This is a genomic window from Bifidobacterium goeldii, from assembly GCF_003951095.1.
GTDB classification, from domain to species: domain Bacteria; phylum Actinomycetota; class Actinomycetes; order Actinomycetales; family Bifidobacteriaceae; genus Bifidobacterium; species Bifidobacterium goeldii.
On record NZ_QXGL01000002.1, the window covers coordinates 163,208 to 177,756 of the forward strand.

Consider the following 14,549-nt stretch of genomic DNA (forward strand, 5'->3'; position numbering starts at 1 on the left):
ACCATTGGCAGCTTACGCCGCGCTGCGCACTACGGTCACACCCCACGGGGCGATGGTGCGCGATTCGCCAGCAGGTATGGTGCCCGCACCCACGGCAGCGTCCACGTCGGAGACCCCGTCGCCGTTCTCCTCCGCGCGCACAACACCGGGCGCATCCGTGACGATCATCTCGCCATCGAACGGCAGCACATACGTCTTGGCCTCGGCCGAATAGTTGAGCACGTAAGTCAGTCGGCGATCTTCGGCGTCAAAACCTTGACGGATGCGTAGATCGGCGTCACACGCGATATCCTGCGCCCAATCCCACAAGCCGGCGTGCTTCACCGCTTCCGCGATGACCTCGCGGGTCAGCTCATCAGACAAGCGCGTGCCGATCCACTGCGCGCTGCCTTCTCCGAACTTCGAACGCACCGTCGCCGCGTACGAGCCCCACGCGGGGTGATCGTATCCGATGAGCGTTTCGGCGCTCTCGCGCGGGCGCAGTAGTTCCATGAACCATTGCGCAGCGAACTCTGCGTTCTGTGCTGTGTTCTGTGCTGCGTTGTGCGCTGCCAGCTCACCGCCGGCAACCCTAGCAGCCGCAAGCGCCCCGCGCAACGCGAGCGCCACGCCAGCTCCGGGTGTGGTGAACTCGTCGTAGTCCATGCCGAACACGTCGGCGAGCCCGTGCGGTTGACCATCATGCCAGACTTGCACGTTCTCATCGCAGAAGAATGATTTGAACGTCGAGAGCAGGTGCCCGCCGGCCGCTACCCAGTCGCGCAGCAGCGCGATGTTGGCTTCGCTGCAGCAGTACAAGGCGGGCGTAACGATCATCTGATAGCTGTTCAGCACTTCGGCGTCGAGTAGCTGATCAGCGTCGAGGAAATCACATTCGACGTTGAGATCAAACAGTGCGTCGTACATCCAGCGCACCACGTCGTTGTAAGCAGGGTCGCCGCCGATGGTCTTATCGTAGCCTTCCGGGTCGGGCCAGCCGGTGGTGATGCTATGGCAGGTGAGCGCGGTGAGCGAACGATTGCTGACGAGCATGGCAACGCGGTTGCGTTTGCGAAGATGCGCAAGCTGCCCGCCGAGGCGTTTGAGCTCGTTGCCGATGCCGGAGACTTCCTGGTAGACGCGATTATCGCCGTAATCATGTGATAGCACGCCCTTCCAGTATGTTTCGAACGAATTGTGCAGTGAATCCCAATGCCAGTACATCACCGACCCTGCGCCGGAGGCGAAGTGACTGTAGGCTTGCAGGCGCAACTGGCCAGGGAATGGCAGCCAGCCCATATTGCCTTGCGCTTCGGTTTCCAGTACCAGATAGTTCGCGCGCTTGAGCGAGCGGGCGATGTCACCACCGAAGCCGATTTCGCGGCCGGTCAGCACATGGTTGCCGGAAGGGTGGTAGATGTCGACGCCGGCGATGTCCATGCATTCGGCGGCTTCGAATTGTTCGACGCGCGGCTGCATACCGTAGGAGAAGTTGCGCCACTCGTAGTCGAAGTTGTGGGTGATGAACTGGTCGTCGCGCGCGTATTCGCGAATGATGCCGGCTTGCCAGCTTAAGAAACCGCTGACTGTAGCGCGCCGGAACGCGTCGAATTCGCCGCGCAGCGAGGCGTTGATTGTGTCGGTGACGTCGGGGAAATCTTCCCATGCTTCGATGCGGTTCGACCAGTAGTTGAGTCCGTACGCGCGGTTGAGCTCGTCGAGATCGTCATGGAAACGACGGCGCAAGTGCTTGACGAACAGTTTCTGCATGCTGCCGGAAGTACAATCGTAGTATTTGGTTTCATTGTCGAGCTGGTAGCCGATGACTGCTTTGCGCCCGGCAACATGCTCGATGAGTTTGCGAATGATTCGCTCCGCATAGAACAAATATGACCCATTGGTAATGTCCATGAGCTGGCGTGGGCCGTACCGATTCGGCCCGGCTGCCGTGGTGGCGAGCACATCCGGATGCAGTTCAACCAGCCAGGATGGCACCGCGTAGGTTGGCGTGCCGATGATCACGGAAATGCCGGCTGCTTCCATTGCGTCCAGCACAGCATCCACATGGTGGAAGTCGAATTCGCCTGGCTGCGGCTCTTCAGTCGCCCACGTAGATTCAGCAATGCGCACGACGTTAATACCCGCCGCTTTCATCATTGCTACATCGTGTTCGAGCCGGTCAACTGGCAGATATTCGTGATAGTAAGCGCACCCGTACAGCAGTCGGTCTGTAGCCTGCTGTGCTGCTTGAGCTGTCATATGTGTCCCCTTCTCGCGTGGCGGATTCGGCAGTTACTGTTCCAACATAAAAGGCCGTTGCCTGATGTCGAGCGTTGATGGACACCCGTTAGGCAACGGCCTTCTCACCTGTACTGCCGGCGAATACTGCTTTGCCGGCAGATCGGATTATGACATGAGGATTCGCTTAGGATTCCTTGACCGTGAAGCCCTGATCCTTCGCGTGTGCAACGAGCTTGTCCTGCCAGTTCTTCACACCCTGCTGGACGGTGATGGAACCATCGAAGGACTTGGCGACGTTGTCATCGAAGATGGAGCGAGCGTACACTTCGAACGGCAGGTTCTTGTAGCCGGAGATAACGTTCTTGGCTGCCTGTGCGAGGACTTCGTTGTACTTCTGACCGCCGAAGTAGTCGATTTCGTTACCGTCGGAGTCAGCGACGGTGGTCTTGCCCAGGAACTCTTCATCGGACAGGGTGCCAGTGTCGGACGGGAATGCGCCGCCGCCAACGCGGGAGGCGATAGCGTCACGGTTGTTGGACTCGAACTTGACGAACTCGTAAGCAGCCTTAGCCTTTTCGGAAGCGTCGAGCACAGCCAGTGCAGAACCACCGTTTTCAGCGTTTTCAGTGCCGCCTTCTTCCCAAGTCGGCATCTGTGCGACGCGCCACTTGCCAGCAGCCTGCGGAGCGGAAGCCACCAGGTTCGTCGGCATCCATGCGCCGATGAGCAGGCCAGCCAGCGAACCGTCGCCAAGCTCGCGGTTCCATTCGTCAGACCAGGTTGCCACCTTAGTGTTGATCAAGTCTTCGGAGAGCATCTTCTGCCACAGGTCAGCAAACTTCTTAGTGCCCGCATCGCCAGTGAGGTTGATGGTCACAGACTCGCCGTCTGCGGACGTGTCGAACGGGTGACCGCCCGCCTGCCAAATCATGGAGTCGAAGAAGCCAGCGTCAGGCGCGGTAGCAATGTAGGAGCCAGCTGCGCGCACCTTCTTAGCAGCCTCATAGTATTCGTCCCACGTGGTCGGCACTTCGGTCACGCCAGCCTTGTCGAACACTTCCTTGTTGTAGAAGAATGCCATCGGGCCGGAATCCATCGGCAAACCGTAAATACCGCCGTTCAGGTTTACCGAATCCCAAGTGCCCGGAGTGTAATCGTCCTTGAGATCAGCCGCACCGAACTCGGTGAGGTCCTTGAGTGCGCCGTTGATCTGGTACTCCTGCAGTGCAGTGTATTCGAACTGTGCCACGTCAGGAATGCCGGAGCCGGCAGCAAGAGCGTTGTTGAGTGCCACGTACTGGTCGCTGGTCATACCCGCGTTTACCAGCTTGACCTTGATGTTGGGGTGTGCCTTTTCGAAGAGAGCCACCACGGGTTCATAGGTTTTCTCCCATGCCCAAACGGTGATTTCCACCGGCTTATCGGAAGAGCCGGTGTCACTGCTGTTCTGGCTGGATCCGCAAGCGGATAGTAGCAGCATTGCCGAAGCCGCTACAAACGCCACAGCTTTCTTGGTGTTCTTCATCTGGTTCTCCTTCTGCGATACTTCCCTGTATCAATCCCCGCGCCCTCCACGACATCGGGTATGTTTAATTTAACGTAAAACTAGAGTGCTGTCAAATAGTGCATGTCGCTGGCAAAATGGCTTAATAGAGCGCATTCGGCGGCCTTACCGGCAATACTGTGCAATATCGCGTAATACCCCTTCTACCGAACATGACTGCCGCGCATAGCAACAATCATCGTGGGGTAATAAAAGTGCAGGAAAACGAAGTCACACATCGAGCAGGCAGTATCTATAGTGCATCTCGCACTACATCAGCGCACTCAACGCGTACTCTCGCGCTCCACCAAACTGAACGCCGTCGTTTTCACTACCGGCGGCTCATCGTTTCCTTCGATACGCGCAATCAGCATTTCTACCGCCCAACGCGCATACTCTTGCGAATCTGGGTCGATACTCGTCAGCGCAGGCGACATGTAATGCGCGTCAATCGTATTATCAAAGCCAATCACTTGTACGTCATCAGGCACACGAATACCATGCCGATTCAGTGCAGACAGCACGCCCAGCGCAATCGCATCATTAGCGCAAAACAGCCCATCTGGCAGGCCACCGCGTTCAATCAGCAGCTCAGCCTGCCGCTCACCCTCCTGCCGCGTAATCGCCGCCGCCGGAAGCGCAATCGAAGCATCCAATGGCATAGTATTGCGCGCTACCGCTTGCGCGTACCCGCGAAAACGCATGTCCACATTGCGTTCCACCGCATGCATGACTCGATCTAATTCGCCGGGAATAAACTGACCGCTCTCATCAAACAATCGCGGCGATGCGCCGATCATGCCCACGCGCTCACACCCGTGATCAAACAACCATTGTGTGGCATACGCGGAAGCCTCCACATTAGGCATCATTACCGCGTCAACGGTTCCAGCACCTAAGCAGTCGCCAGCGAGTACGATCGGAAAATCCTGGCTAAACGCTTCATCATTACCTTCCAGCGACACGTCCGAGAGAATAATCCACCCGTCTGCGTTGATTCTGCGCGCTTCATTCACAGCAGAGTCAATATCGCGACCATACAAGCTGATGACGAGTCCATAGCCACGTTCACGCGAAAAACGAGCTACATACTCCACAAACATTGGGCAGAACGGCTGGTCAAAATATGGAATCGCTACGCCCAACATTTTGGTAACACCTGATCTGAGCGTTTGCGCGGAACGGTTTGGACGATAATCCAATTCTTGGATAGTTTGCTCAACCCTACGCCGAGTTTCTTCGCGCATGTTACCGGTTCCACGCACAACATTGGACACTGTTTGCGCGGAAACACCGGCTCGAGCTGCCACATCTGCTATCGTTGCACGCTTCCTGATCATAAGTTGATTTCCCTACCACCTCTATGTATGATCACACCCTCGTTGCGACCATCGTAGCGATGGAATTCAGTATCTTCAAACTACGTAAGTCGCCCCGCGCATATGAGTGCCGGCGGGAATATGGCTCGCCGGCACTCAATAGTTTTGCAATCAGGTGTGTATATGTTCCTGTTGTGTCGCTAATGCTCCGCCTTACTTCTCCGTGACGGTGAAGCCTTGCTGGGTAGCATGGTCAACGAGCTTCGATTGCCACGTAGCAAGCGCGTCGTTGATCTTGCCAGTCCCCTGGAAGGTCGGGCCGAAGGAGTCGCCGAACGCGGTCATTGCGAAGCCCCAGAACGGCGGGAAGGTAAACGCTTCCTTCACGTCAAGCGCGGATTGGGCGAGCACCTTGTTGTACTCCTGACCGCCGAAGTAGGCGGACAATTCGTCGGAGCCCTTGAGGAAGTCTTCATCCTGCAGGCGGCTCTTGCTCGGCGGGAAGCCACCAGCATCCGTATAGGCGGCGATGCCTTCCTCATCATGAGTGACGTATTCGAGCCACTTCCATGCAGCCTCCTTGTTCTTCGACGAGGAGACCAAGGCGAGCGTTGAGCCACCGTTCGAGCTGTTGATCGTGTCGGAATCCGGCCACACCGGCGTCGGTGCTACACGCCAGTCGCCGGCAGCATCCTTTGAACTTCCAGCAAGGTTGGCTGGCATCCAGCCGCCGGTGACGATTGCAGCATTCGTACCGTCGGCGAAGCTGCGGAACCAGTCGTCGGACCAGCTGGAGATATTGGTAGCGATCAGATCTTCATCAAGCATCTTCTGCCAGAAATCATTGACTTTCTTGATGGTCGCGTTGTTCTTGATGTCGATAGTGATGTTCGTATCGTCAAGCGCGAACGGCTTGGCGCCGGCCTGCGCCCAGAACGCGACGATACTGTTGGAATCGTTGGTATCGCCCGCATAGGAGCTGATGTAATAATCGTCGCCGAGCGCGCGAATCTTCTTCGCATCCTCATAGAACTCGTCCCACGTCTTCGGCGGCTCGCTGATACCCGCCTTGTCGAACGTCGCCTTGTTGTAGAACAGGGCCATCGGGCCGGAATCCATTGGCACGCCGTAAATGCCGCCGCCCACGTTCACTGAGCTCCACGGGCCGGAGGTGTAGAAGTCCTGCCAATCGGCGATCGGGTACGATGAGAGATCTTCAAGCGCACCCTGTGAGCCGAGTACAATCTGCGGCAACGTTGAATATTCAAACTGGACGACGTCTGGCATACCAGAGCCGGCGTTGAAGGCATTGATGAACGACGACGTTGTTTTTGGTGCTGTACCAACGTTTGTCAGCTTGATCTTGACGTTCGGATACTTCTTCTCAAACTTCTCAACCAGTGGCTTGAGCGCAGGCTCCCATGCCCATACGGTGACGGTGCCGCTGATCTCTCCGTCCGACTTGCCGCTGCTCTGCTGGGAGCTGCTGGTGTTGCCGCAACCGGACAGCACGAGCATCGACGCGGCCGCCGCCATAGCGAGCATTCTCCTAGTGTATTTCTTCATCCTTTTCCCCTTTTTTGTGCTACTTCCTTGTAACGCAGGCCCGGGGGCCCATCAGGCAATCACCATTGAAAACCCGATCGAGCATAAGCATAGCCGCTAAAAGCGCTTACCACAGGCAGACACGCGCACAATGGCGCATTCGAAATGCTATTGGCGCAAATACATGCCCCCGTTGGGGTAAAAAGCAAGTACACTACTCACTCAGTCGCACTGGCAGTACGTAGGACATGCCGTCGAGCGGCTCACCAGCAATACGTCGCATGAGTACATTCACGATAGTGCGTGCAATATCATCGAATGGCTGAATTACTGTTGGCAATGCCGGATATGGAATCTGGTAAACAAATGAGCCATCATAACCAAACAACATCAGATCTTCAGGAACGCGTATGCCACGTGAAAGTGCTTGCCGCTGAACCGCGAGCGCCACAAGATCAGATGCGAAAATACCGTCAGCATCTGGGTAACGGTCGAGCACTGCGTCAGCAGTAGCTAGATAGGTTGAAAATTCAAACTGGTTGAGCCGCAGTTCATGCGTGAAGCAGGCAATACCGTGGTTGTACATTTCTTGCTCGAACACACGGTGGCGTGCCGACGATGGAGTCTTGACTTGCGAGAAGCCTTCTAATTGCACAACTATGCGGCATCCATGCTCCACAAACGCCCGTGCAGCATACCGACCGCCAGTTTCGTGATCGGCAGATACTACCGGAATATCGTCAGCAAGATAACGATCAAGCGCCACAATCGGTGCATTGATATCTGAATAATTAATGTCAATTGAATGACTGCCAATGATAATGCCATCGACTTTATTGGCAGTGAGCATATCAATGTACTTGCGTTCCTTGCTCGAAGAATGCATGGTATTGCACAAGATCATCTTGTACCCTCGCCGATCGAGTTCATCCTCAATTCGGGAGGTCATCGTCGCAAAGAACGGTTGAACTACATCAGGAATCACCAAACCGATGAGATAGGTCTTGTTGCTATATAAGCTACGCGCAATCTGATTAGGCTGATAATGCAGTGTATCAATGGCTTCCTGAATAGCCGTCTTAGTTTTTTCAGAAATATACCCACGCTCGTTGAGGTATCGGGAGACGGTGTTTTTCGAAACGCCTGCCATCTGAGCAACATCGGTAATGGTGGCCATGACCGTCCTCCTTTTTCTGATCCGTAAATACGCACAGCGGAAGTCGCCCGCGTCGCAACATTGGATTCTTCACCGGCATGAATACCACGGGAAACCGTCATTGTATGACCACCAGTTTACCCGCGGTATCGCAGCCAACCACTGTGCGTGCACCACCTCAGCAGATGGTGCACGCATCGTCTTTATGCAGCTTTATGCAGCTCACTCGCTGATATTCTCTACTTGATATCCGTGCACGTTCAATAAGGTTGCCGTGCCGCCAATAGCCCGCACAGTGATGTCATTGGCTGACGTCGGCGCAAAGATATTCATTGATTGTGCGACTGCGCCCTCATCAAGGAAGAGTTCCAGTGAGCTTTGATCAAGCAACACATCTACGCTGAGTTCACGCTTATCCGGGCTCAATCGAAGAGGAGCACGTGAAACACCGCGACTCCAGTCATCGCTTTCCGTCCTATCAATAGTGGACCAACCATGTTGCAGATCGATAGTGAAGATTGTTCGTAGCACTGTACCATCAGTTTCTGGCTCGCCACGTCGCACTGTTAGTTCAATACGTTGAGCGGAAGTGGACGCCAGATCGATTACGAACTGCAACTCACAAGAGACCCCGTCACCAGCGTGCAGCACAGTTTCCGCTCCATCGGCAAGCGTCAACATGTTCGCATCCGTACCGTCAGGCGTGCGAATCGTACCAAGCTCCCGCACTGGCACGATTCTCAACGTGAGATCGTCAGCAAGAGTTACTTCACGAGGCACAGCAAATGATCCGCACCATCCTTCGCGATATGTTGGGCCCCAATCTTTCCAGAATGGCATCCAATCCCAGCAATTCGCCCAACCAACCATGATCCGTCGGCCTGATGCATCCGTAAAGGTCTGCGGCGCGTAGAAATCAAAGCCCCAATCAGCTTCGCCGGTTACTGTGTAGGTAAAACGTCCGGTTTCGTAATCGAAATCGCCTACGAAATACACCGTTGTACGCTCTCCTGCTCCCATCGGCGAGCACAGGAACACCCATTTATCTGCGAGCGGGAAGAAATCGGGGCATTCCCACATAAATCCCCATTCGCCACGACTTTCGAACAGTACGTTGACGAATTCCCAATGCAACAGGTCTTCGGAACGGTATAGCAGCGCCTGCGCACGACCGTCCTTTTGCGAACCGATCACCACGTAATATTGACCGTCATGTTCCCATACTTTGGGATCCCTGAAGAAGTCGTGCGGTACACCTTCAGGAGGCTCAATTACTGGGTTGCCCTCATATTTGATGAAATTAATGCCGTCATCACTGTAGGCAATATTCTGTGTCTGCTCGAAACCATTGCCATTATTGGCAGTGCCCGTATACATCAGGTACAGGCGCCCATCTTTTTCAATGGCACTACCAGAGAAGCAGCCACCCTGCGGATGGTTGTCATACGACTCACTCGGAGCGAGAGCAATCGGCAAATGCTTCCAATGCAGCAGATCGTCGCTGACCGCATGCCCCCAATGCATCATTGACCAGAATCCACTGTATGGGTTGAACTGATAGAAGAAGTGATATTGGCCGCGGAAATAGATAAGACCATTCGGATCATTGATCCATCCGCACGGTGCCATGAAATGATAACGCTGGCGCATCTTTGCGTTGGCAGCGACTTCGGGCGCATGCTGAGCAATATGCTGTTCAGCTTGAGCGATTGCGCGCCGCATGGTTTCGTTGGACATGGGATTCTCCAGTTGAGTATGGGTGCTGTATGTGCAGCGTAATAGAAGCGATGTCTGCTGCGATGTTGCAAATAGTTAAATAATCACTAGTAATTCGCAACACCGCAGCAAATGAAATCAGTAGATTGATTATCGCGCGTCGAATTCGTCGCGTAGTTTCTTGGCGAATTCGGTGTTCAGCTTCGATTCGCGACGAGCCTTGTCTTCCTTGATGCGGAACTGCTCATCGCGCGCAGGCTTGTATTCTCCCCAACGCTTCGCGTAGGATTCACGCGCTGCCTTCATTTCATCAGTTAGATCCGGCTGCTCAAGATGACGTTCCGGCAGTTGCGGCACAACTGGCAGACGATCCTCCACCGGTGGAACGGTGAGCTTCGTGCGAGTAGGCAGGGTCTGATACCAGTAAGCCGTGGAACTCCAATCGTCAGACAGCTGATTAGCGTGACCATGCTCAATCGTTACTTTCAGGCTCTTTTCAAAGCGCACTGGGTCAGTAATGTGGAAGCGATATGAGACTTGGAAACCGTCCGTATCGCCTTCATGCACAATAGTGCCGAAGAATGGGTACGCATTGCGCTGCATACCCCACGCATGGTTGAAATAGTCTTCAGTTCCCGTACCGTTCAGGCTTGGATATTCTTCACCATCGATGAAGAACATATCATTGCCTTCACCCCACCAGCTACCCTGGAAATGCTTCACCGTAAGATTGCAGCCAACATAATGGCCAGTACCTTCAACATCCAGCACCGTATAGTTGTTCTCACCCTTGAGGTTAGAGACGTTGTTGACTTCCGGCGAATTAACCTGAAGATCCGGCCCCCAGCCCTTGCACGGATTCTCGCGATGCCACGAAGCGTGGAAGTACGCAGTATCTTCAGGCAGCGGCTCAGCGTACATTTCGTAATCGATGTTGAAGTACAGAATAAACGGCAACTCGTTCTCGTTGATGATTTCGATTTTTGCCTTCTTGTTGAACGGCATTGGGAAGTAGCACGACACCGAGCAGGGAGCTCCGTATTTACCCGCCTCTTCAGGCTTGAGCGATACGTTGAATGGCAACGACGAGAAGTTGCCTGGATAGCTGTTGCCGATGCAGAAGAAATCACCGAATGGTACGAGTACGCTCGGTGTATCCTCATCGTCCCACGTGATCTTAATGAGTGCCTTGCGGTAGTAGAACGGGTCATATGCATCCCAGATCACGCCAAGCGCAGGATGAATCTCCATCACCGGTGCTGCAGATGCGTTGAGCACAGGGTCGAGAATGCTCGGAGCGACAACTTTGCGGCAGGATGAGGTCATCCACATGTGAGTAATGCATCCGGGGCCCTCAATTTCGCCTAGCGTAATGCTTTCGCCGGCTGGAATCTCCCAATAATCTTGGTTTTTGCCACGCTGATCCCAGCTAGCGAGGCGACCATTGCGCCCATGGTGGATCTGCGTGAGATCCTTGAACAGTCCAGAGATTTCACTCATGGTGTCTCCTTTGACGGTTGGTTGTTTTTGGAAAGTTTGATGTATTGCCGATGTTCTCAGCCCTTGACAGCTCCGGCGACCATGCCGCCGACGATCTTCTTCTGGAACAGACCATAGAAGATGAGTTCAGGGATGATGATCATCACACTGGAAGCGACGATGCCGCCATAATCCACGGTGTACGTGCCTTTGAAGAACGAGGCGCCCATCGATAATGTGTAGTCGGTTTGGCTGCGTAACATAACGGATGCGAATGGATATTCGTTCCAGATGTAGAGCACGTTGAAAATCACCACGGTGGCAATAACCGGTTTGGTCATTGGCAGGATGACTTTGATCATTAAATCCCAGATCGAGCATCCGTCGATGATGGCTGCTTCATCAATCTCAACAGGCAGAGCTTTCAGATATCCGACGAACAGAAGCGTGTTGAATGAAATTGAAGACGCCACGTATGGGAATACCAATGCCCACTGCTCACGCAATCCGAAGAACAGATTGATGCGATATACGGGGAACAGCAGGATAAACGGTGACACGCATAATCCGGCGATGAGAAATCCATACACTGCTTTTTGCAATCCTGGACGCTTATACGTCATGCGAGCGAGCGCGAAAGAACTCAAGAATGTAATGATCAGCTCAATGACTAGCGAAACCACACACACCATAAATGTGTTGAGATACAGTCGCGGATAATCCAGTGTTTTCAACGCATTCCGGTAATTATCCCAGTTCAGCGCTTTGGGCCATGACAATGGGTGTGACAGGATTTCAGCATTGGATTTGAACGACATGAGCAGCATCCACAAGAAGGGGAACACCATGAGGATGGTGACCACAATCATGATGATGGTCATAACGATTTTGGAGCGTTTTGTCAGCATGATTCAGCTCCTTTCCCTGCTGAAGAGGAAGTACAATCCAGTGATCGCCAGTGAAATCAGGAAGGTTACTGTCGCAATAGACATGCCGTAGCCGTAATCACTGCTCTGGAATGTCATCGAATAGCTGTAGGTAACCAAGGTTTCCGAGAGATGGTTGGGGCCACCACCAGTGGTCTGCTGTACGATTTCGAAGATTTTGAAGATGCCAGTGATGATGAGGATGACAACAGTGGAGATTGTTGAACGCATCATCGGAATGGTCACATGCCAGGTGCGTTGCCATGCATTGGCGCCATCAACTTTGACTGCTTCCATCACTTCTTCTGGAATCATCTTGAGACCGGCGATGAAAATGGTGGTCAGATAGCCAAGTTGCTGCCAGAAGTAAATGAAGGCGATGCTGTATGGCGATAATGTCGGACCGCCAATCCATTGCTGTGCTAGGCCGCTAGCACCGATTGCGCGCAATATGCCGTTGATAACACCAATTTTCGGGTCAAGAATGTACACCCAGATGATACCGACGATAATTGGGGCGATAATCGCCGGAGAGAATACCAGCGACTTGGAAACATCCACAAATCGCAATGTGTTGTTGAGTAGCAATGCCAGGAAGAACGACAGCACCAATAGCAATACCGATGCAACAACGAAAATAATTGCTGTGTTCGTGAGTGATTTCCAGAAGATCTTATCCTTGAACAACCGCACATAATTATCGACACCGTTGAATCGTGCTTTGCCGATGCCAGAATATTTGGTGAAGCTATATCCAATGGCGATAAGAATCGGCATAATAATGAACACTGTGTAGACGACTAGGGTCGGCAACAAGAATCCTATTTTGTACCGGGTTTTGCTAAGCCAATGCATGATGATGTTGTGCTTTCCAATTCAGAGAAGTAAGAGAATGATCGGGGCGGGTAGGCAAGGGGAATCATGTGCGATGAACACCGCCCCGAAGTTGTTGTGAATGTCCAGCGGCGATCAATCACGTGCGATATCGATATGATCACCGCCGCCAATATCACTGATTAGCTTGGGCTTCATCCATTTTTGCGAGCGCCTCTTGCGGCGTGTAGGTGCCTTGCATCACACCGAACAAACCGTCGTATAGTGCCTGCTGAACAGCAGAAGGAACCATCTGGTCGGGAGCCGCACTTGGAGACGTGTAGCCGTCATCCAGTGCTTCGACCATTGCGTTCATCGCATGCTTATCGGATGCCGGAGCCAGGCCTTCGTACGTCGTTGCTGGGAACATAGCGTTCTCATATGAGATTTCAGCTGCCTGCTTGCCGTAGTAGAACTTAAGGAAAGCGTAAGTTGCTTCCTTAACTTCTGCATTATCTGCAACGGTAGCGCTTACTGCAATCGGTGCAGAAGGAACCTTCATCGCTGTTTCCTGGCTGTAATCGGAGTCTTCAAACTTCGGCCCCCACCAGAAGCCGATGTCTTCGCCAATGTTCTTATCGAACTCGGCGCAATCCCACTGGCCAGTACCAAACATTGCAGCAGTTCCATCGTCAAACTGTTGTTTGGCATCAAAATATTCAATAGTGGACATGTTTTCCGGAAGAGCTCCGGACTTTGCAAGCTGCTGTACCTTGTCGAACGCCTTAGTCAGATCGGCATTTTCAAACTTTTCATCACCGGCGAGAATCTTGCTGATGGTGTCATTCCAGCCATAACGGTTGAGCCATAGGTTGAATTCCCACATGGCGAAGGAGCTATTCTTGCTGCCAATCGCTAGCGGAGTCACACCACTGGCCTTGAGCTTGGCAATCATGTCGAGGAACTCATCAAAAGTTGTGTCATCGGTTGGGTATGCCACACCAGCCGCATCAAAAAGCTTCTTGTTGTAGAAAATGCCCTGCACGTTGCTTTGATAGGGCAGGCCATACTGTCCTTTATCCGTAAGGAAGGCGGCGTCGCCTCCAGCAAGGGCGGTTTTAACATCGGCGTTCTGATTAAGGAAATCAGTCAAATCGAGCAGGACGTCAGCGTCCTGGAATTCCGATGCTTGAGAATTCTCGAGCCAGAAAACCTGCGGCAGAGTGCCATCGGAAGCCTGCATCTTCATGTTTTTATTGTGTGATTCAGTATCGGCTGCTTCGAATTCGACCTTGTACTTGCCTTCATTGGCTTTGTTGAACGCCTCTACGATGGCGTTGGTTGTAGGTTCCTGCTTAGCTGGGTTCGCTACGTTAATACCGAATTTGATTACCGTGGCACCGCTGTCATCTTTTGTCGCCGAGGATTCACCCCCCCCCCGCAAGCAGTCAATGCGCCAACCGTTGCTAAGGTCATAACAGCAGCGCACACGCGCATCGCCATTCCGTGCTTGTTCATAGTGTCTCCTTCGACTCCATTACCTGTTTGTATCGTACGTGCCCAGTCAATATTTCAATCGGTTAACATATCGACTTTATTAGCCTCATTGCCCCCGATAAAACATTGGAGAAACCAAATTATTCGCCGAATTCCACAAGGACATCTTCTTTGCATTCTTGCGTTCCGACGGGTTTTATCATAGCGCAATCAGATCAGTATTTCAACCGGTTAACATAATCCATGTGAGCACACCAATCCTGCGAACGCAAACATCGTAATCAGCAGAACCTTTCAACCGGTTAACATATCGCGACACGCCGAATAGAAAACGG

10 protein-coding genes are annotated in these 14,549 nt (G+C 53.1%); all 10 read right to left on the reverse strand.

From position 1 onward, the window contains the following. Positions 1-12 precede the first annotated feature (12 nt). Complete coding sequence (locus D2E25_RS04335) at positions 13-2,238, reverse strand: beta-galactosidase (protein WP_125980147.1); 2,226 nt, start codon at positions 2,236-2,238, stop codon at positions 13-15. A gap of 166 nt (positions 2,239-2,404) precedes the next feature. Further along, a complete protein-coding gene (locus D2E25_RS04340) occupies positions 2,405-3,745 on the reverse strand; it encodes an ABC transporter substrate-binding protein (protein ID WP_125980149.1) in 1,341 nt (446 codons plus the stop codon). Positions 3,746-4,047: 302 nt separating this feature from the next. Further along, positions 4,048-5,073 (reverse strand): LacI family DNA-binding transcriptional regulator, encoded by a 1,026-nt coding sequence (locus D2E25_RS04345; protein WP_164514708.1) that lies wholly within the window; start codon positions 5,071-5,073, stop codon positions 4,048-4,050. A gap of 222 nt (positions 5,074-5,295) precedes the next feature. Further along, entirely contained in the window at positions 5,296-6,648 is a 1,353-nt protein-coding gene (locus D2E25_RS04350) for an ABC transporter substrate-binding protein (RefSeq protein ID WP_125980153.1), read from the reverse strand. Positions 6,649-6,841: 193 nt separating this feature from the next. Next, a complete protein-coding gene (locus D2E25_RS04355; RefSeq protein WP_125980155.1) occupies positions 6,842-7,804 on the reverse strand; it encodes a LacI family DNA-binding transcriptional regulator in 963 nt (320 codons plus the stop codon). Between the two features lie 201 nt (positions 7,805-8,005). Beyond that, positions 8,006-9,520 (reverse strand): glycoside hydrolase family 32 protein, encoded by a 1,515-nt coding sequence (locus D2E25_RS04360; protein WP_125980157.1) that lies wholly within the window; start codon positions 9,518-9,520, stop codon positions 8,006-8,008. A gap of 129 nt (positions 9,521-9,649) precedes the next feature. Then, positions 9,650-10,999 carry a glycoside hydrolase family 172 protein gene (locus tag D2E25_RS04365; RefSeq protein ID WP_125980159.1) on the reverse strand — a complete coding sequence of 450 codons (1,350 nt, stop codon included), beginning with the start codon at positions 10,997-10,999 and terminating at the stop codon, positions 9,650-9,652. A 56-nt stretch (positions 11,000-11,055) separates the two neighbouring features. Then, a complete protein-coding gene (locus D2E25_RS04370) occupies positions 11,056-11,886 on the reverse strand; it encodes a carbohydrate ABC transporter permease (RefSeq protein WP_125980161.1) in 831 nt (276 codons plus the stop codon). A gap of 3 nt (positions 11,887-11,889) precedes the next feature. Next, positions 11,890-12,720: a carbohydrate ABC transporter permease gene (locus tag D2E25_RS04375; protein ID WP_241217007.1), complete on the reverse strand. Its 831-nt coding sequence runs from the start codon at positions 12,718-12,720 to the stop codon at positions 11,890-11,892. A 193-nt stretch (positions 12,721-12,913) separates the two neighbouring features. Then, a complete protein-coding gene (locus tag D2E25_RS04380; RefSeq protein ID WP_241217009.1) occupies positions 12,914-14,161 on the reverse strand; it encodes an ABC transporter substrate-binding protein in 1,248 nt (415 codons plus the stop codon). Positions 14,162-14,549 lie beyond the last annotated feature (388 nt).

Coding starts and splice junctions, on each gene's coding strand:
- D2E25_RS04335 (WP_125980147.1), bottom strand. CDS start 2,238: ATGACAGCTCAAGCAGCACAGCAGGCTACAGACCGACTGCTGTACGGG.
- D2E25_RS04340 (WP_125980149.1), bottom strand. CDS start 3,745: ATGAAGAACACCAAGAAAGCTGTGGCGTTTGTAGCGGCTTCGGCAATG.
- D2E25_RS04350 (WP_125980153.1), bottom strand. CDS start 6,648: ATGAAGAAATACACTAGGAGAATGCTCGCTATGGCGGCGGCCGCGTCG.
- D2E25_RS04355 (WP_125980155.1), bottom strand. CDS start 7,804: ATGGCCACCATTACCGATGTTGCTCAGATGGCAGGCGTTTCGAAAAAC.
- D2E25_RS04360 (WP_125980157.1), bottom strand. CDS start 9,520: ATGTCCAACGAAACCATGCGGCGCGCAATCGCTCAAGCTGAACAGCAT.
- D2E25_RS04365 (WP_125980159.1), bottom strand. CDS start 10,999: ATGAGTGAAATCTCTGGACTGTTCAAGGATCTCACGCAGATCCACCAT.
- D2E25_RS04370 (WP_125980161.1), bottom strand. CDS start 11,886: ATGCTGACAAAACGCTCCAAAATCGTTATGACCATCATCATGATTGTG.